Origin of the sequence: Paraburkholderia sp. Cy-641 (assembly GCF_011752945.1) — a bacterium.
Classification (GTDB): Bacteria; Pseudomonadota; Gammaproteobacteria; order Burkholderiales; family Burkholderiaceae; genus Paraburkholderia.
Window position 1 is genome coordinate 1 of sequence record NZ_VWWM01000029.1, and the last position, 19,016, is coordinate 19,016.

Genomic DNA, 19,016 nt, shown 5'->3' on the forward strand with positions numbered 1-19,016 from the left:
CCGAGCCCGCGGTCGCGCCGACCCACAGCGCCGCGCGCGGCACGCTCGTGCCGAGATAGCGCAGCCCGACCGCGTCGCGTCCGACGAGCGCTACGTAGCTGAGCGCGGTCGCACCGAGCGCGCCGATCCACCCGCTCGCCGACAGGTCTCGCAATTCGCGGATCACCGAGCGATAGTCGACCGCCTCGGACAGATGCTGCAATACGACCAGCAGCAGCCCGCAAATGACGAGCGCGAGCACGGGCGACAGAAGTCCCCGGCCGCCCGTCGCTTTCGCTGCGCGGCTGAGCCGCGCGCCGAGCCGGGCGAACGGGTGGTGAAGTCGACGAAACATGGTGAGTGCGGGCCTTGCGAGAGCGGTCGCGGCAACGGGGCGTCGCGCGCGGTATCGCCTGTGTCGGCGATTACAAAGAGATAACGACAAAGCGTGCAAAAGGTTGACAGCATGAGCCATTTCGCTGTCGGTCCGGTTGCGCGGCGCGTCTGCGGAAGGAGCTGGTTGAAAGGCTTGGGCTCGCGGCATCGGATCGGCCGCCTTGCGTGCCGTCATCAGGCGCGGGAGCGCGCCGCAAGGCGCGGCACGGCCCATCGCGCCGTGCCGGAGATTCGGCGCGATTCGGTTTCTGAGGGAGAAAACGATCGCGGGTCTGAAGCGAAGGACTTCGGGTGTGTCCCGAGGAACCGTATGTGGATGGCGCAGCCGACAACGGCCTGCCCGCGCCGGCAACGCACAGGCCCAGTATGCTCAGACGATTCCACCCACATCCGATCGAACCGGGCTCTGACCGCCCGGCTCCTCCCTAAAAACGGGGCCAGAAAGCACGATGCCCGCTATTGGAGCGGGCATCGACGACTTCACCACGAGGCGCCTTGCGCGCCGGCGGGCTTTACAGCGGGCGGCGATACGCTTCGGCGATCATGGCGCAGTTTTGCACATGCAGATGAAGCGCGTGCAGCGCCAGAGCGCGCAGCTTGCCGAACAGCGTGGTGGTAGCAGGAGTGGAACGGACTGCGGTCGATGCGACGTTCATGATGGGCTCTCTCGAATTAGGGTGATAAGGGTTTATACCTAAGCAATAACCCGATTATGATCTTTTTCATGGCGCAGCGCAACAAAAACTGACGATCGCCGTAACGCTAGGGCCGCGATACACGTCAAAAACTGAAAAAGGGCGATATCGACAGGGCCGGCATCCACCATCCGCACCGCACAGGTGCAATAATGCCCCCTTTACCCGTGGTGCTTTGCCGCAGCCCCGCCGCCATGTCCGCCGCCCAGAAAGCCCTGATTGCACCCCTTATTGTCGCGTGTGCGATGTTCATGGAAAGCGTCGACGCGAACGTCATCGTCACCGCGCTGCCGGCGATGGCACGCGATTTCGGGCGCGATCCGGTCACGCTGAAAATCGCCGTAACGAGCTACGTATTGGGACTCGGCGTGTTCATCCCCGTGTGCGGCTGGCTCGCCGACAAATTCGGCGCGCGCACGATCTTCCGCACGGCCATCGGTATCTTCGTGACGGGTTCGCTGTTGTGCGCCGCATCGAATTCGCTCGCGACCTTCACGGTCGCGCGCTTCATCCAGGGCGTCGGCGGCGCGATGATGGTGCCGGTCGGGCGCATCATCATTTTTCGCGTCGTCGAGAAAGCCGATTTCATCCGCGCGATGAACTATCTGAGCGTGCCCGCGATGCTCGGCCCCGCGGCCGGCCCGCTGCTCGGCGGCTTCATCACGACCTATCTGCACTGGCGGCTGATTTTTTTCATCAACGTGCCGGTCGGCATTCTCGGCATCTATCTGACCAACCGCTACATCGCGAACACGCGTGAGCCCGACCCCGGGCCGCTCGACTGGATCGGCTTCATCCTGTCCGCGGCGGGCGCGGTGCTGCTGCTGCTCGGGCTTTCGCTGATCGGCGGTGAACTGATCTCGAACACGGACGCGTTCGGCATGTGCGCGATCGGCGCGGTGCTGCTCGCGCTCTACACCGTGTATGCCCTGCGCGTCCCGCTGCCGCTGCTCGATCTGCGCTTTTTCAGGGTGCCGACCTTCCAGGCGAGCGTGCTCGGCGGCTCGCTATTTCGTATCGGTCTCGGCGCGTTGCCGTTCCTGCTGCCGCTGCTGCTGCAGGAAGGCCACGGCATGAGCGCATTCCAGTCGGGCCTGATTACCTGCGCGTCCGCGTTCGGCGGCATGTTCATGCGCACGATCGCGTCGAGCGTGCTGCGCCGCTTCGGTTTCCGCACCGTGCTCGTATTCAACGCGGCGCTCTCGGGCATTTCGATTGCCGCCTGCGGGCTCTTCTTCCCGCACACGCCGACGTGGATTATCTGGGTCGTCGTGCTGCTCGGCGGCTTTTTCCCCGCGTTGCAGTTTACGAGCCTGAACTCGCTGACCTACGCGGAAATCGCGAGCCGCGACGTCGGCCGCGCGACGAGCCTCGGCAGCGTTGTGCAGCAGATGTCGCTCGGTCTCGGCGTGACGGTCGGCGGGATCGTGCTGCAGATTTCGCGCGTGCTGCACGGGCATCCGGGCATCATGTGGTCGGATTTCTGGCCCGCGTTCCTCGTGGTCGGGCTGTGCTCGTTCGCCTCGATTCCGGTCACGATGCGCATGCCGCTGCGCGCGGGCGAAGAGATTTCGCGCGGCGGGCGGGGTTAGGCGGGGCCGGGCGGCTCCCGAGTGCGCACAGACGCCCTCGGTATCAGCGTCGACAGGTTATCGGCACGCGCAAACGCGCGTCCGCCTGTGCAAGCAGCGTATCGAGCACCGCCATTTCCACCGGCTTCACGAGATGCGCATGGAAGCCGGCCTCGCGCGTGCGTTTGAGATCGCTCGCATGGCCGAAGCCGGTCATCGCGGCAAACATCGTGCGGTCCAGTTCGGGCATCGCGCGCATTCCCGCGAGCGTCGCATAGCCGTCCATCTTCGGCATCGCGAGGTCGATCAGCGCGAGATGCGGCGCGAAGCGCGCCGCGATCGGCAGCGCCTGTTCGCCCTCGTAGGCGATACGCACCTCGTGGCCCTTGAGTTCGAGCAGCATCGCGAGGCTGTCGGCCGAATCGCGATTGTCGTCGACGAGCAGAACCCGCAGCGGTTCGACCTCGGGGGCCGCCACACCGGCGTCTTCGCCGGTGGCTTCGGCAAGTCCTCCGGCAAGCGGCAAGCTCAGCGTGAACGTGCTGCCAAGGCCCGGCCCCTCGCTGCTCGCGACGATGCTGCCGCCATGCATTTCGACGAGCGACTTGCATAGCGTAAGGCCGATGCCGAGGCCGCCCTCGCCGAGTCCTTCGTGGTCCTTTTCCTGCGCGAACAGCTCGAAGATCCTGTCGAGCGAGCGCACCGGAATGCCACAACCGGGGTCGCGCACTTCGAGCACGGCCATACGGAAGTGGACGCGCCCCATCACGTCGATGCCACACCCCTGCGGCGAGAATTTCGACGCATTGTGCAGCAGGTTCTGCAATACCTGCACGAGCCGCGTCATGTCGCCGCGAATGATGACCGGCTCGGCCGGCACGTGAGCGGCGACACGCTGCTCGCGTGCATCGGTAAACGGCCGCGCGGCCTCGATCGCGCGTGTGACGAGCTCGCCGAGATCGACCCGCGCGATGCGCAGCTCGACCTTGTCCGACATGATGCGGCCGATGTCGAGCAGATCGTCGACGAGCCGCGTGAGGTGCGTGACCTGGCGGTCGATCAGGTCGCGCGCGAGGGCGAGCGCCGGGCTCAGGCCGGTTTCTATCTGCATCACGCCGACCGCGTTGCGCACTGGCGCGAGCGGATTGCGCAGCTCGTGCGCAAGCGTGGCGAGAAATTCGCGCATGCGCTCGCCCGAGCGTTCGAGTTCTTCGCGGCGCCGCCGCTCGGTCAGATCGCGCGTGACTTTCGCAAAGCCGCGCAGCCGTTTCGATTCGTCGTACACGGCCGTGATGATTACGTTGGCCCAGAACGTCGTGCCGTCCTTGCGCACGCGCCAGCCTTCGTCCTCGACGGTGCCGATCTGCCGGGCGATCGCGAGTTCGCGCGCGGGCTTGCCCGCCGCGGCTTCCTCGGGCAGGTAGAACAGCGAAAAATGACGCCCGACGATTTCGTCGTGCGTATAGCCCTTGATCCGCGCCGCGCCTGCATTCCAGCTCACCACGCAGCCTTGCGGATCGAGCATGAAAATCGCGTAATCCTTGACGCTGTCGACGAGCAGACGAAAGCGCTCCTCGCTTTGCCGCAATGCTTCCAGATACTCGCGCTGCGCGGTCAGATCGCGCGTGATCTTCGCGAAGCCCGTGACCTCGCCCGCCGGGTTGCGGATGGCGGTAATCACGACGTTCGACCAGAATGTCGTGCCGTCCTTGCGCACGCGCCAGCCTTCGTCCTCGAAACGGCCGGTCAGCGCGGCCTGCTCCAGTTCATACGTGGGCCAGCCACGCGCAACGGCCTCCTCGGCGTAGAAGCACGAGAAATGCTGACCGACGATTTCGCTCTCGGTATAGCCCGTGAACTTCTGCGCGCCGGCGTTCCAGCTGACGATACGGCCGCCCGCGTCGAGCAGGAAAATCGCGTAGTCCTCGATGGCCTGCACGAGCGACGAGTAATCGATGGTGCTAGCGATACTGGTTGCGGCGCCGCCTGGCGACGTCGACGCAACCTCGGCCTGCAACTGGGCGGGTTCGCCGTTTTCGCGAAAAGAAGGAATATCGGACTCGGTCATGGCATGCACGTATAAGGGTTGTTGTCTCAAGCATACGTTGTGCCCGGGTGGTGGCGCGTAGTCGAATGACGGGCGCCGCGCGATGCGTGCATGATCGGCCCCTCGGTTGGCCGGGGTGCACAGGCGCGTTGGCGGCACTGCGCGAATCTTTCGCAGATTTCAGGCTTATAAGGCGCACAGCTTATACGCCGGGCCCTGCTTTGCCACTCCGTATTTACTGCAACGTTGCGCCGCGCCGCATGTCGTTGTACGCGTATTCCGGCGCGCTATTTATCGGATTGCTCAGTGAATGAGTTGTCGGGCCAGCCGCCGCATTGCAACGGGACGCTCGCGATTGAAAAACGTATTCGCGATCGTCGGCAGGATTTTCATCAGGATGCCAAAAGGAAAGGCGATGCCGCGCATGTCGCTGCGGCATCGAGTCAGCCAGCCGGCAAATAACGCAGGACCGCGGTCACGTACGGCAAACTGTTCTATGGCCCACCGCTCACCCCGCCGAACCGATCTTTTCCGCGAGCTTCGCGTCGTAACTCGAATGGACGTGTACGCGTTTTTTGTCCGGATACGCATAGCCATATGCCTTGCGCAACGCGAGCGACGCTTCGTGAAAGCCCGACAGAATGAGCTTCTGTTTGTTCGGATAATTCGCGATGTCGCCGACCGCGAAGATGCCGGGCCGCGAACTTTCGTAGTTCGACGTATCGACGTCGATACGTCCGCCGTGAAGCGTCAGCCCCCACTGCGCGATCGGGCCGAGGTCGGCGACGAGTCCATACAGCGCGATCAGATGCTCGGTCTCGATCTGCGTCTCGCCGTCGATATGCCGCAGCGTCAGCGATTTCAATGCGCCGTCCTCGACGCCAAGCCCCGCGATCGCGCCGACGATGAAATCCATCTCGCCCGCGTCGACCGCGCGCCGCATCTGCGCGACGCTCGAATCGGCCGCGCTGAAACCGGCGCGCCGATGCACGAGCGTGACGCGCCGCGCGACCCCGCGCAAGGCGAGTGCCCAGTCGAGCGCGGAATCGCCGCCGCCCGCGACGACCACGCGCTTGCCGGCGAAATCGGCGAGCCGCGGCACGCTGTAGTGCACGTGGCGCTTTTCGAGCGGCGCGGCTTCGGGAAGCACGAGTTTTTGCGGCACGAATGCGCCGTTGCCGGCGGCGAGCAGGATCGCCGCGACATCGAAGACGAGGCCGCGATGCGTGCGCACGGTCCAGCGTCCGTCGTCGCGCTGCTCGACCGTTTCGACGCGCTGGTCGAGATGGATCGGCACGTCGAACGGCTTCACCTGCGCCTGTAGACGCTCGACCAGTTCGCGCGCGGTACACGACGCAATCGCGGGAATGTCGTAGATCGGCTTGTCGGGATAGAGCTCGATGCACTGGCCGCCGACCCGGCCGAGCCCATCGACGATCTGGCAGGTGAGACCGATCACACCGGCCTCGAACGCGGCGAACAGGCCCACGGGACCGGCGCCGACGATCAGGACATCGGTGCGGATCGGTTGCGATAGGTCGGCGGTGGCGGTCATGGGCGGGTTCTCCGGGTCCGGGAAGCATCGATAAAAACGACGGCAGGCGCGCGCGCAATCAAAACGCGCAACGGCAATCAGACTGCCGATAACCCACCATACCGAATCGCCCGGACAGCGGCAACGATGCCATCGTCGGCGGTAAGGATGCTGAACGCGCTCGATGCGCGTTCAGCACCCCGCAAACGCCGTGCCCCACCCATGCCTTCCGGTCACTCGCCGATCCACGAACCGCGCAGATCGCTGTCGTGCAGCAATTGCAGCAGCGTGCCCGCCGGGCGGCTCAGGCGCTTCGCCGCGAGCGCGATGAATTCCACCGACGGCAGCGTCGGCAGCGCGGCCGCGTTCAGCGGCGCCGCGAGCCCGCGCGCGACGAGGTACTGCGGACACACCGTAATGCCGAGCCCGCCGCGCGCGGCCGCGATGCTGCCCGAGTGACTGCTGCTTGTGCAGACCACTTGCCAGCTCGCACCCGCCTCCGCCAGCGCGTCGAGCACGACCGCGCGCGTCACGCTCGGCTCGGCGGCGAGGATCAGCGGCAGCGGCTGCCCCGGATCGACAAGCGTGCCCGTGCGCGCGAGCCATTCGAGCCGCCCGGAGAACAGCGGCACGCCGCGCCGGTCGCCGAGCCGGCGCTTGCCGACCAGCAGATCGATCGCGCCCGCGTCGAGCAGTTCGTACAGCCGGCCGGTCATGCCGATCGTGATTTCGAGCTCGACGTCGGGATGCGCGTTGCGAAATGCCGCCAGCACGGTCGGCAGCGGACCGAGCGCGATGTCGTCCGACGAGCCTAGCCGCACGCGTCCCTTGAGGCGCGGCGCGCGAAACTGCGATTCCGCGCGCGACAGCGCCTGCAGGATCACGCTCGCATGCGCGAGCATGGCTTCGCCGTCGAGCGTCAGCGCGAGCGAATGCGTGTCGCGCACGAACAGGCGCCGGCCCACGCTCTGTTCGAGCCGCCGGACATGTTCGCTGACGCTCGACTGCGTGAGATTGAGCCGCCGCCCCGCCTCGGTGAAGCTATGGCAGGCCGCGACGGTCGAGAAGGTTTTGAGCCAGATCGGATTGAGCATGCGGCATTGTCGCGCTGCTTATCGGCAAAGTCGATAACAGTCAGCAAACCTAGTGGGGTTCCCGATTGACGGAGATGTCAATAAGATGACGGAATTCCCGCTTACCCGGCTCGGGCGGCACACTGTGACCGAGATCGCACAGGTACGCCGCGACCTTCCCGCCGCGGCGTATTGGTTCCTTCGCGTTCCTTCGGTCGCCACCATGGCCAACGCACCGGCCACTGCCGCCGCATCGCGCCGTCGAAAAATGACCAAGGATTCTTCCCACTCCGCGCTACTCTGGATCGTCGCCGCCGGCTTCTTCATGCAGTCGCTCGACACGACGATCGTCAACACCGCCCTGCCCTCGATCGCGAACAGCCTGCACGTCGCGCCGCTCGCGATGCAGCCCATCGTGGTCGCCTACACGCTGACGATGGCGATGCTCACGCCCGCCTCCGGCTGGCTCGCCGACCGCTTCGGTTCGCGCCGCGTCTACTTCGCGGCGATTCTCGTGTTCGTGCTCGGCTCGCTGTGCTGCGCGAGCGCGCATACGCTCGGCCAGCTCGTGCTCGCGCGCGTGCTGCAAGGCCTCGGCGGCTCGATGCTGCTGCCGATCGGACGGCTCGCGGTGCTGCGCAGCGTATCGGGCGAGCAGTACGTCTCGGCGCTCGCGTTCGTGTCGATCGCGGGCCAGTTGGGGCCGATCGCCGGGCCGACGCTCGGCGGCTGGTTCGTGCAGGCGATCACGTGGCACTGGATCTTCCTCATCAACGTGCCGATCGGCATCGTCGGTCTGTATGCGGTGCAGCGCTATCTGCCCTCGCACGACGCAACCAAAGCGCCGCCGTTCGACTTCATCGGCTGCATTCTGCTGTCGCTGTGCATGATCGCGTTTTCGCTCGCGATCGACGCGCCGGTGCCCTCGCATCGCGCGGCATGGTCGGCGGGCCTGTTCGCTCTGGCGGTCGCGAGCGCGCTCGCCTACATTCCGTACGCGAAGCATCGGCGTGACCCGCTCTTCAGGCTCTCGCTATTCGGCGAGCCGAATTTCAGCGTCGGACTGATCGGCAATCTCGTCTGCCGGGTCGGTTCGAGCGCCGTGCCGTTTCTCGTGCCGCTGCTGTTGCAATTGCAACTCGGTTATTCGCCGCTGCATTCGGGCCTCATGATGTTGCCCGCGGCCCTGGCCGGCACGCTCTCCAAGCGCTGGATCGCGCCGCTCGTGCGCCGCTACGGCTACGAGACGTTCCTGCTCGTCAACACGATCATCGTCGGCTCGTCGATCGTCGCGTTCTCGCTGATTTCGCGCGGCACGCCGCTGATCGTCGAGATCGTGATCCTCGCGGTATTCGGCGCGGCCAATTCGATGCAGTTCGCGGCGATGAACAGCGTCACGCTCAAGGACCTCTCGCACGAAGACGCCGGCGCCGGCAACAGCCTGTTCTCGATGGTGCAGATGCTCGCGATCGGCCTCGGCGTATCGATCGGCGGCGGGCTCGTGAACCTGTTCTCCGCGCAATGGGGTTCGGCGGCGCTCGGCTTTCGCCTCGCGTTCGTCTGCGTGGGCGTGATTACGCTCGTGTCCGCGTGGGTCTTCCGTCACCTCGATCATCCGTCCGGCACGCCCGCGATTCGCGGCCAGGCGGCGCCAAGCACGGGGCGTTGAGCGAAGCCCATGGGCGCACGTGCGCTGACACGCGGCGGTTGAACGACTGGGTTTGCGTCGCGGGCTCGCCGGAGCATTGGCATAACGCCGAACGCCGCATCTCGGTCGTGAGACGCGCCATGGTTGCGCGCGCCTCACGCGAGGATCGACGACCGGCCCGCAACCCGCCTCGAACCTTCGCTCTTCATTGCGAAATCACAGCGGATTCACTGAGGAATCAGCGCCGCTCCTGTCTCGCATGCCCCTGCGGATGAGCTGCCGCGTGAGCCCGTGCGGGATGCGGGTGCGGCGCATGTCCCGCTGGCCTCGGCGCCTGTGCCGGGCTCGGCGCTTCGTGCTGCTGCATCTCGTGCTGCTGAGGCTGCGGGGTCGGTGCGGGCTGCGCATTGCGCTGCGCCTCGGCCTCGCTGCGCTGCTCCGCTTCCTGCCGCATCGGCATATCATGCGTCGTGCCGTTCGCTGCGTTCGGCTCATGCGCTCCGTTGGGACCCGGCATCGCATCGGCGGGTGGATGAGCCGCGCCTTGAGGCGGTTCGCCACGCTGGGCATGCATCTGCGCCACGGAATGCTGCGCGCCGGAAGGCGTACCCATGGCGTTCGGATGGTTCCCGCCCGCATGCGACGTCGGCCGCTCGCCGGGCTGCGCGGCGTTCGCGCCGAAATGCGGCATGGACATCGTGGCCGGATTCCCCCGAGCCGCCTGCTCGCGCATCTGCTGCGCGGCCGCATTCCCGGCAGGCGGCGCACCGCGATTGATCAGGTTGCCGACGTTGTTATTGGTCGTGCCGTAGTTGTTCGTGATCCGCGTGTTGTGGACGTTGTTGATGTTATTGACGACGGTCGTCGACTTCGAGATATAGGTCTTGTGGTCATACACCACGGCCGGCCGCTGCCAGTTGCCCCACGCGGGACCGCCCGCATGCGGTGCGCCCCAGTTCACGTCCCAGGCGTGCCAGCCCCAGTCGTGGTGGCTGAACAGCGCGCCGACGGCAATGCCTACGCCGAACGACAGCACGCCCGCCGTCACCACCGCGCCCGTGCCGTAGACCGGCCGGTAGGCATAGCCCGGGTAGACGGCGGCGGTGCCGTAGACGACAGCCGGGTTGTAGACCGGCACATAGACCAAGTCGGGACGGGTCGGCTCGATCACGATGGTCTGCGGCGGCGGCGGTACGATCGGCGGTCCTTCATAAATCGCCGGGCCGCTGGGCGCCGGCGTATAGGACGGCGGCGGCGCGCTCTGTGTGGTCTGTGTGACGCGCAACTGGCTGCCCGAGCTGAGATGGTTCGCCGACTTCGCACGCTGGCGCATCACCTGGATGGCGTTCAGCACGTCGTTCGGATCGTGGTAGTAGGCCTGACCGAGCGCGGTGGTCCACTCCATGTTCAACGCCATCTGCGAGAGCGTCGCCGGGAATGCCGCAAGCGCCTTGACGGACGCGTCCCACGGTTGCGCATCCGCGGCCGACGTCAGCGCGGTGCCCTTGAGCGTCGGGTTCTGTCCGAGCCATGTGTTGGCGGCCTCAATCTGGTCCGGGTAAGTCGAGCCGGCCAGCACCAGCGCGACGAGCTTGTCCGGAAACAGCGCGATCGGCGCGACCAGCTGGTAGAGCTGGTCCGCGCTCGGCGGCGTGTAGGCGACCGGCGCCGGCTGCGCGGCCGAGGCGGCGCTGGCCGCATCGGCTACGCTCGCGGCGGCCGGTTGACTCGCGGCCGGGACATTGTCGTTGCTGTCATTACTCTTCTGGTTGCAGGCACTCAGACCGAGTAGTGCAATCACGAGTGACGACGCGACGAGTGTTCGGGCATGGCGATCATAAAACGGCAAAGTTTTTTTCATGACATTGTCCTTATCGGCGTGTTGATTTGGCGTGTTGATCTGGAATGGTCGTATTGACAGTAATGACCTTTGAACCGGCTTCGTGCACTTCTCCCGTCGGTCTTTATGTAACAGTCTGTGCGCGCCGCGCGGCACGATCGCCGGGGAAACGCCCGGACCGGTAACGGTCAGACGAGCGGTGCCTTCAGGCGGAGCTGGCCCACTCCCGTGTTTGAACTCGAGCCATCCGGTAACGAAAATACCGCCCGTCGATAGCGGGTGAAACATCGTTTTTTCCGAAACCGGATTGCCCGACCGGAATGGCGATTATCGATAATATTTATTCGCCAGTTTTTAATATTTTAAAAAACAGCATTAAAGATTAATCGGGATTTTTTGCTTGACGCGTATAGCATGCACTGCCACTATAAAATTACGCTAATAGCCGTTTTTTCACGAGTCAAGAAAAAACGATTTGATACATCTATTTACGATTTCGGGAAAGGTAAACGCACTACCGGCGTGCGAGGTCCGCCATGTTTCCTGGCCTGAACGAAACCCATCACGACGCAACAGACCGGATGCAAGCCGCAACGAGCAACGCTTCGAGCCAATCCGCGAAAACGTGCAGGCGACGGGAGAGTTGCTGCCGCTGCGGGTAAAGCAACATCATGGGCATGGGCGCTGCACGATACGCACCGAGAATTTCCACGAGTTCGCCCGTCCGCAAATGCGCTTGCACGTCATAGGCAGGAATCTGAATGAGACCGACACCCGACAGGCAGCACGCGATATACGCTTCCGCACTATTGACGCTGACCCGGCACCTGAGCGGCATCGCCCGCCTCACGCCGCCTTCCATCCATTCCCATGACGCAACCTGCGCGCTGGACCGCGAGGTGTAGCCCACCATCCAGTGATCGTCGAGATCCTCGGGACGCTCGGGCACACCATGACGCTGCAGATAGGCCGGACTCGCCACATTGATGAGCGCCAGGTCACCCACGCTGCGCGCGGACAGCGCTGAGTTATGCGCAGAATTGGGCGGCGTACCGACCCGCAGCACGCAATCGACTCGCTCCTCGACCAGGTCGATGACGCGATCCGTCATGCCGATCTCGATATCGATCTGCGGATATCGCTCGAGGAAGCCGGGCAGCGCCGGCGCAACGATCAGACGGCCGATGCGCGCCGGCATGTCCACGCGCAACTTGCCGCTGGGCGTGCTGCGCGTCTGGCGGAACAGATTTTCCGTGTCCTCCATGTCGGCGATCAGATGCAGGCAACGCTCGTATAAGGCCGAGCCATCGAGCGTGGCCGACACCTTGCGCGTCGTCCGGTGCAGCAGGCGCGTGCCGAGACGGCCCTCGAGCTCCTGGATGGCGGCGGACACGGAGGAACGCGGCATCGCCAGGGTGTCGGCGGCTCGCGTGAAGTTGGCGCACTCCACGACGCGGGCAAAGATACGGAGCAGGTCGATTCGGTCCATAGGCGTATTCGCAGACGGCGGCAGACGAGCGTCGCTCGCCTGAACAGGTGACGCTGGCGCGTGCAATTGGTCGGTATTTCTGTTCAGTCCTGTCAGAACCAAGGGCTTTATCTGTTTTTTAAGGACTATATCATCGGTGAATCACGCGGTTGCATGTCGCACACCGCGCAACTTCGACGGAGACACGATATGGCAGACCACAGCATTGCAGGCAAAACCGTCCTGATCGCAGGCGGAGCGAAGAACCTCGGTGGGTTGATTGCACGCGATCTGGCCAAACATGGCGCGAAAGCGGTGGCCGTCCATTACAACAGCGCGAGCACCAAGGCCGATGCCGACAGCACGGTCGCCGCGATCCAGGCGGCCGGCGCACAGGCTGTTGCATTCCAGGCGAACCTCACGCAGGCGAGCGCGATGGAGAAGTTATTCGCCGACGTCGTTGCCGCCGTGGGCCGCCCCGACATCGCGATCAACACGGTCGGCAAGGTGCTGAAGAAGCCATTCACGGAAATCAGCGAAGCGGAATACGACGAGATGAGCGCCGTGAACGCCAAGTCGGCGTTCTTCTTTCTGCGCGAGGCCGGCAAGCACGTCGCCGACAACGGCAAGATCGTCACCCTCGTCACTTCGCTGCTCGGCGCGTTCACGCCGTTCTATGCGGCCTATGCCGGCACCAAGGCGCCCGTCGAGCACTTCACCCGCGCGGCGGCGAAGGAGTTCGGCGAGCGCGGCATTTCGGTGACGGCGGTCGGCCCGGGTCCGATGGACACGCCGTTCTTCTATCCGGCGGAAGGCGCGGATGCGGTGGAGTATCACAAGAGCGCGGCAGCGCTGTCGAAATTCTCCCGAACCGGGCTCACCGATATCGGCGACGTCGTGCCCTTCATCCGTCATCTGGTCAGCGACGGATGGTGGATCACGGGGCAGACGATTCTGATCAACGGCGGTTATACGACCAAATAGGCGCTTCGACCGGCGCGCTTCGCCGCTGCGGCATGCTTGACACCCGAGCATGCCTTTTGACCCGTTCATGCCGGTTTCTCATCCATTATGCGCAACGGGTGTCACTTTCGCACGTCAGCGTGTGAAATCGGACAGACTTTCGAGTTAGCATGTCGGGCATCACGGATATCTGCAAGGAATTCAGATGCCATTTGACGAGCGCATGCTCAACGGCATGGGCGTGCTGACGGCGATCGTCGATTGCGGCAGTTTCGCGGCCGCCGGTGAAGCGCTCGACATGTCGCAATCGGGCGTGAGCCGTTCGGTTGCGCGGCTCGAAGCGCGCCTCGGCATCCGGCTCTTCGATCGCACCACGCGCTCGGTCACGCTGACCGACGAAGGCCGGCGCTTCTACGAACAGATCGTGCCGCTGCTGAGCGGCCTCGAGGAAGCGGCGGCATCGGCCGCTCAAGGCGCGACCGCAGTGCGCGGCCGGCTGCGCGTCAACATGGACCCGTTCTTCTCGCGGCTCGTGCTGGGGCCGAGGCTCGGCAGCTTCGTCGACAAGCATCACGATCTGCAGCTCGAACTCGTGACGCGCGACCAGCTCGGCGATATGGTCGCCGATGGCTTCGATCTCGCGATCCGCTTCGGCGAGCCGCTCATCTCGACGCTCGTCGCGCGCAAGCTGCTCGACACGCGCATTCTGACCGTGGCCGCGCCGTCGTATCTGAAGAAGCATGGGCAGCCCGCGAGCCCGACCGAACTCGAAAGCGGCAAGCATGTGTGCATCAAGTTTCGCGATCCGTCGACGGGCTATCCGTTCACGTGGGCATTCCATCGCGGCCGCAGGAAGCTCGTGATTACGCCGCAAGGACGCCTGACCGTCAACGACGTGGGGACCTTGCATAGCACCTGCGTCGCGGGCCAGGGCATCGCGCAGATTCCCGGGCTCGGGGCGGAATCGCTGCTCGCGAGCGGCAAGCTCGTCGATCTGTTTCCGGACTGGGGCGACGCGGTGTATCCGCTATATGCGCTGTATCCGTCGCGGCATCATCCGCCGGCCAAGGTGCGCGCGTTCCTCGATTTCATCGTTTCGCTGACCGGCGGTGCGCCGCGTGAAGCGGCGGCCTGACACGACAGCGGTGCCGGGCGTGCACCGATCAGTGCGACGTCGAACACGATTTTTCTGCTAAGCATTCCTTGCTTAGCAAACGCGTATTTGTTGCTTGGCCCTATCCGTGCCGCTGATTACGATAAAGGCGTTCCGTCATCGCAGCAGAGGGGATTCGCCATGTCAGAGCATGCCTGTTTCAGACCGCGCGTGATCGAGCCTGTTCTCGACAATCAGCCGGACGGCCTCGGGCTTGCCGTGGAGTTATGGCTCGCGCAACCGATCGACGGCATCGCGGGCCGTGCTGTGCAGATTCATCTGCGAGGCGACGCGAAGATGGAACAGGCCGAGACGCTGCGCGATCTGTTGCATGCGTGGGGGATGCGGCTTGTTGTGAGTTGAGGGTATTTTGTTTCTGTTGGTTTTGTACGCACGGGCGTATGGGTTTATTGTGTCATGGCACCATCCTTGATGGCGTGTGTTACAGGTAGCCACAGGACTTCTCTGAGTCTCGACATAGCCAAGTCTTTCTCTACCGATTGTCAAACTTTGACAATCGGCGCCATCCCGAAATTCGCGCTTGCTATATTCCTCCGACGATTTAATGGAGGAACTATGAGTACTACCTATAATTATGGCGTTCACACCTATCTCTCTCCGTCTGAACTCTTCTTTCTGGTCTTTCTGGACGAGGCATCGCAACGACTGGGCGTCGATGATCTCGTGAGCGTTTCGGCAATTCTCGCCGGCTGGCCGTTCCTGCCAACACGGCGCAAACCAATAGGCACAACGAAAGGCACATCGATCGCATCGCGTGTTTCTCGCCGGCATCTGGACTACGAGATCAAGTTTCGTATACTTCCGACGCTCACATTGCAAAGCGTACGCAAACTGAAAATCCTCTTCACAAACAATCTCGGTGTATTCGTAGGGCGATCAATCCCAGTCATCGGAGAAGTGTTTCTCGCCTACGATGCGACAACCATTACCTACAAAAGTATCAGACACTACAACCTGCTCGTGAAACCGGAAGACCGGGTGTACTAATGGACCATCAACGGCTGGGCGCCATCGAAGAATTCGTGCGCGCACGAACCGGAATCTCGCAGCGCAAGCAGGTTACCGCTCAAACGAAGCTCACAGACGACCTGGACCTGACAGGCATTGAAGCCGAGACGTTCATGGAGAAGTTTTTCGACGCCTTCAACGTCGACGTCGGCGACTTCAGCTTCGATCGCTACTTCGTGAACGAAGGGTCCGGCCTCATCCTCTCGCTCGTCACCGTGCTCTTCAGGAAAAAGCACGGCGCACTTGAACGCGTGCCGATCACGGTCGGCATGCTCGCCGATGCCGCAGCGCTCGGCAGATGGGATTCGGCCTCGCTGGAAGGAAGGCACGACTCATAAAGCGAGCGATAGGTTCGCCAGGTCGTGCATCCGCATCGTGACATGCCCGAAGGCAAAGCCTGAGCGCAAACTCCACTCGCAATAAACACCAAGCCCCGGCCAGTCGCAAGACCAGCCAGGGCTTTGGATTGAAGCGAAACGGCGCAGCAACAGAATCAGGCGGACCCTCAGGCGGATCCAACCCGCCACACCATCAAACCCTCACCGAAGGCGGCACATAGCGGCACTCGTAACGCTTTCTGACAGTGCCGTTCTCATCGACGCTTTCGAGGTACACGTCGAACTGCCACAGCCGCGCCATGTGCTTGAGCACTTCATCGCTATCGGACGACAGATGCCGGTTGTCGCTCATGAAGTGCCGCAGCGTCAGGCTGCGATCGCCGCGCGTATTGACCGCCCACACCTGAATGTTCGGCTCGCGGTGATGCATGTCGTACTGCCGCGACAACGCCTGGCGCACGTACTGATAGCCGCTGTCGTCGTGAATCGCCGAGACTTCGAGCGCATCGCGCATGTCGTCGTCGAGCACCGAGAACAGGCGCATTTCGCGGATCAGGTGCGGCGACAGATACTGCGCGACGAAGCTCTCGTCCTTGAAGTTGCGCATCGCGTAATGCATCGCGGGCAGCCACGGACTGCCGGCCAACTCCGGAAACCACTTGCGGTCTTCCTCGCTCGGCGCCTCGCAGATGCGGCGAATGTCGCTCATCATCGAAAAACCGAGCGCATACGGATTGATGCCGCTGTAGTACGGCTTCGTGACCGGCGGCTGATAGACGACGTTGCTGTGCGAATGGAGAAACTCCATCATGAAGCCGTCTTCGAGCTTGCCCTGGTTGTACATCGTATTGAGCAGCGTGTAGTGCCAGAACGTCGCCCAGCCTTCGTTCATGACCTGGGTCTGCCGCTGCGGATAGAAGTACTGGCCGATCTTGCGCACGATGCGAATCACTTCGCGCTCCCACGGTTCGAGCAGCGGCGCGTTTTTCTCCGCGAAATACAGCAGGTTTTCCTGCGGCTCGGGCGGAAAGCGCTCCTCGACTTCCTCGGGCAACGGCGTATGCCGCGTCGGCAGCGTGCGCCACAACTCGTTGACCTGCGATTGCAGATACGCCTCGCGTTCGCGGCGCGCGGCGAATTCCCGTTCGAGCGACAGTTTCTGCGGGCGCTTGTAGCGGTCCACGCCATAGTTCATCAGCGCATGGCACGAATCGAGCAGTTCCTCGACACGGTCGAGCCCAAAGCGTTCCTCGCACTCGGCAATGTAATTCTTCGCATAGACGAGGTAGTCGATGATCGCGTGGGCATCGGTCCAGAGCTTGAACAGATAGTTGCCCTTGAAGAACGAGTTGTGCCCGTAGGCCGCATGCGCGATGACGAGCGCCTGCATCGTCATCGTGTTCTCTTCCATCAGATACGCGATGCAGGGGTTCGAGTTGATGACGATTTCATACGCGAGCCCCATCTGTCCACGACGGTAGCTTTTTTCGGTGGCAAGAAAGTGTTTGCCGAACGACCAGTGACGGTAGTTCACGGGCATGCCGACGGACGCGTACGCGTCCATCATCTGTTCGGCGCTGATGAGTTCGAGCTGGATCGGATACACGTCGAGCTCATATTGCTCCGCAACACGGGCAATATGCGAGTCGTACTCTTCGATCAATTCGAAGGTCCAGTCGGACGGGCACGGCAGAGGCCTTCTATCGGCTACGTTCATACGGACTTCCCTTTGCCCTCGCGGGGCGTTCCGGCGTGTCCCGTGCTGCAGCATGGCAGACTGCTCCGGCTCGGACGGCTACCGTTCCGCCCTCGCCTCGGCATGCCCCCATTGTGACCGCGGCACGCCTTGTGCGTCGCGGCGCCCTTTCATACGACCTGTGCTGAATCTTGTCGCAGGAGTGCGCGCCGCGCGCTTCATCGATCAGGTGCTTTCTCGCAACGGGCGTTCCGTCACGAAGTCGCCGCCTGCTTCTCGAACAGCTCGCGAAACACCGGATAGATATCGGCTGCGGTTTCCACCTTTTTCATCGCCATATGCGGCTGGGTCAGGGCCAGTTGCGCATATTCGAGCCACAGGTTCTGCTCTTCGGGCGTCACCTGAATATACGCAAAATACCGCACCTTCTCCAGGATGTCATCCGCGAGTATCTTGCGGCACTTCGGAGAATCGTCGGTCCAGTTGTCGCCGTCCGACGCCTGCGCCCCGTAAATATTCCATTCAGTCGGCGAATAGCGCTCCTCCATGACTTTGCGCATCAGTTCGAGCGCGCTCGACACCACCGTGCCACCGCTTTCGGTCGAGTGAAAGAACGTGTCTTCGTCGACTTCCTCGGCACGCGTGTGATGGCGAATGAACACGACCTCGATGCGCTCGTAATTGCGCTTGAGAAACAGGTACAGCAGGATGAAAAAGCGCTTGGCGAGGTCCTTGCGCTGCTCGTCCATCGAGCCGGACACATCCATCAGACAGAACATCACGGCCTGACTCGACGGCGTGGGCTGCTTCACGCGATTCACGTAGCGCAGATCGAACGGGTCGATGAACGGAATTCGCCAGATGCGTCCCTTCAAATGGTGGATGTCGTCTTCGAGCAGCTTGATCTCTTCGCGGCGATCGGCGGGATCGGCCTTCAGCTCTTCGAGTTGCCGCTCCATCTCGCGCAACTGGTTGACAAGCGGCGCACCGAGCGCGATGCGCCGGCCCAGCGCACTGCGCAACGAGCGGACCACGTCGATATTGTTCGGCGTGCCTTCGGCGGCCCAGCCCGCGCGGATGCTTTTCCACGTCGGCACGGCCATCAGATGGGTTTTGACGAGACGCGGCAGTTCGAGGTCGTCGAAGAAGTACTGCATGAATTCTTCGCGGCTCAACTCGAACACGAAGTCGTCCTGACCTTCGCCTTCGTTGCTGGCCTGGCTACCGCCACCGCTCCCCCCGCCGCCTTGCGGACGCTGGATCTTGTCGCCACGGATATAGTCCGAATTGCCGGGGTGCACCATTTCGCGCTTGCCGCCGGGGCCATGACGAAACGACGGTTCCGCGATGTCCTTGCGCGGAATGGTGATGCTCTGGGTGTTTTGAATGTCCTTGATGCTGCGGTCGCGCACGGCCTCCGAAACCGCGCGGCGAATGTAGTTCTTGACGCGGCGCAAAAAACGCTCGCGATTCGCAATACTTTTGTTCTTGCCTGCCAACCTGCGGTCGATAATTTGATGAAGCACGCCCGGTCTCCCGTCCCATGCAGCCGCGATCTCCTGCGGCCGCACTCATATTTCGGGTGC

At 63.3% G+C, this 19,016-nt stretch carries 16 protein-coding genes and 1 pseudogene; 8 read left to right on the forward strand and 9 right to left on the reverse strand.

Annotated features, from left to right (window positions below; genetic code table 11):
* Both F3J20_RS17340 and F3J20_RS17345 read right to left on the reverse strand, forming a co-directional pair.
* Window positions 1-334: pseudogene (locus F3J20_RS17340) on the reverse strand (hypothetical protein); the annotation flags it as partial.
* A 553-nt stretch (window positions 335-887) separates the two neighbouring features.
* The gene (locus tag F3J20_RS17345; RefSeq protein WP_167045893.1) at window positions 888-1,031 is read right to left on the reverse strand and encodes a hypothetical protein; all 144 of its coding nucleotides are present in this window, start codon (window positions 1,029-1,031) and stop codon (window positions 888-890) included.
* Window positions 1,032-1,264: 233 nt separating this feature from the next.
* Here F3J20_RS17345 and F3J20_RS17350 point away from each other — a divergent pair, with 233 nt between their 5' ends.
* Window positions 1,265-2,662, forward strand: a complete 1,398-nt coding sequence (locus F3J20_RS17350; RefSeq protein WP_167284014.1) for an MFS transporter — start codon at window positions 1,265-1,267, stop codon at window positions 2,660-2,662.
* Window positions 2,663-2,705: 43 nt separating this feature from the next.
* On the opposite strand, the gene F3J20_RS17355 is transcribed toward F3J20_RS17350, so the two are convergent.
* Window positions 2,706-4,709 (reverse strand): PAS domain-containing sensor histidine kinase, encoded by a 2,004-nt coding sequence (locus F3J20_RS17355; RefSeq protein WP_167284015.1) that lies wholly within the window; start codon window positions 4,707-4,709, stop codon window positions 2,706-2,708.
* A 285-nt stretch (window positions 4,710-4,994) separates the two neighbouring features.
* Here F3J20_RS17355 and F3J20_RS17360 point away from each other — a divergent pair, with 285 nt between their 5' ends.
* Window positions 4,995-5,150, forward strand: a complete 156-nt coding sequence (locus F3J20_RS17360; RefSeq protein ID WP_167284016.1) for a hypothetical protein — start codon at window positions 4,995-4,997, stop codon at window positions 5,148-5,150.
* A gap of 46 nt (window positions 5,151-5,196) precedes the next feature.
* On the opposite strand, the gene F3J20_RS17365 is transcribed toward F3J20_RS17360, so the two are convergent.
* Both F3J20_RS17365 and F3J20_RS17370 read right to left on the reverse strand, forming a co-directional pair.
* Entirely contained in the window at window positions 5,197-6,243 is a 1,047-nt protein-coding gene (locus F3J20_RS17365) for an NAD(P)/FAD-dependent oxidoreductase (RefSeq protein WP_167284017.1), read from the reverse strand.
* Window positions 6,244-6,455: 212 nt separating this feature from the next.
* Entirely contained in the window at window positions 6,456-7,316 is an 861-nt protein-coding gene (locus tag F3J20_RS17370) for a LysR family transcriptional regulator (protein ID WP_167045905.1), read from the reverse strand.
* A gap of 202 nt (window positions 7,317-7,518) precedes the next feature.
* Here F3J20_RS17370 and F3J20_RS17375 point away from each other — a divergent pair, with 202 nt between their 5' ends.
* Window positions 7,519-8,964 (forward strand): DHA2 family efflux MFS transporter permease subunit, encoded by a 1,446-nt coding sequence (locus tag F3J20_RS17375; protein ID WP_167045908.1) that lies wholly within the window; start codon window positions 7,519-7,521, stop codon window positions 8,962-8,964.
* Between the two features lie 217 nt (window positions 8,965-9,181).
* Here the strand turns inward: F3J20_RS17375 and F3J20_RS17380 are convergent, their stop codons facing one another.
* Both F3J20_RS17380 and F3J20_RS17385 read right to left on the reverse strand, forming a co-directional pair.
* Window positions 9,182-10,804 (reverse strand): DUF3300 domain-containing protein, encoded by a 1,623-nt coding sequence (locus F3J20_RS17380; protein WP_167284018.1) that lies wholly within the window; start codon window positions 10,802-10,804, stop codon window positions 9,182-9,184.
* Window positions 10,805-11,345: 541 nt separating this feature from the next.
* The gene (locus tag F3J20_RS17385; RefSeq protein ID WP_167045915.1) at window positions 11,346-12,272 is read right to left on the reverse strand and encodes a LysR family transcriptional regulator; all 927 of its coding nucleotides are present in this window, start codon (window positions 12,270-12,272) and stop codon (window positions 11,346-11,348) included.
* A 189-nt stretch (window positions 12,273-12,461) separates the two neighbouring features.
* Between F3J20_RS17385 and F3J20_RS17390 the strand changes: the two genes are divergently transcribed.
* The 5 genes from F3J20_RS17390 (at window position 12,462) to F3J20_RS17410 (ending at window position 15,734) form a co-directional block, all read left to right on the forward strand.
* On the forward strand, window positions 12,462-13,235 hold the full coding sequence (locus F3J20_RS17390; RefSeq protein WP_167045918.1) for an SDR family oxidoreductase: 774 nt from the start codon (window positions 12,462-12,464) through the stop codon (window positions 13,233-13,235).
* A gap of 184 nt (window positions 13,236-13,419) precedes the next feature.
* A complete protein-coding gene (locus tag F3J20_RS17395) occupies window positions 13,420-14,349 on the forward strand; it encodes a LysR family transcriptional regulator (RefSeq protein ID WP_167284019.1) in 930 nt (309 codons plus the stop codon).
* A 159-nt stretch (window positions 14,350-14,508) separates the two neighbouring features.
* On the forward strand, window positions 14,509-14,730 hold the full coding sequence (locus F3J20_RS17400) for a hypothetical protein (RefSeq protein WP_167045924.1): 222 nt from the start codon (window positions 14,509-14,511) through the stop codon (window positions 14,728-14,730).
* A 213-nt stretch (window positions 14,731-14,943) separates the two neighbouring features.
* On the forward strand, window positions 14,944-15,375 hold the full coding sequence (locus tag F3J20_RS17405) for an STM2901 family protein (RefSeq protein ID WP_167284020.1): 432 nt from the start codon (window positions 14,944-14,946) through the stop codon (window positions 15,373-15,375).
* Window positions 15,375-15,734, forward strand: coding sequence for a DUF1493 family protein (locus F3J20_RS17410; protein ID WP_167284021.1), 360 nt, complete (start codon window positions 15,375-15,377; stop codon window positions 15,732-15,734). Before F3J20_RS17405 ends, F3J20_RS17410 begins: the two co-directional genes overlap by 1 nt.
* A gap of 193 nt (window positions 15,735-15,927) precedes the next feature.
* Here the strand turns inward: F3J20_RS17410 and F3J20_RS17415 are convergent, their stop codons facing one another.
* Complete coding sequence (locus tag F3J20_RS17415; RefSeq protein WP_167045930.1) at window positions 15,928-17,451, reverse strand: SpoVR family protein; 1,524 nt, start codon at window positions 17,449-17,451, stop codon at window positions 15,928-15,930.
* Between the two features lie 233 nt (window positions 17,452-17,684).
* A complete protein-coding gene (locus F3J20_RS17420) occupies window positions 17,685-18,956 on the reverse strand; it encodes a YeaH/YhbH family protein (protein ID WP_167045933.1) in 1,272 nt (423 codons plus the stop codon).
* Between the last annotated feature and the right edge of the window lie 60 nt (window positions 18,957-19,016).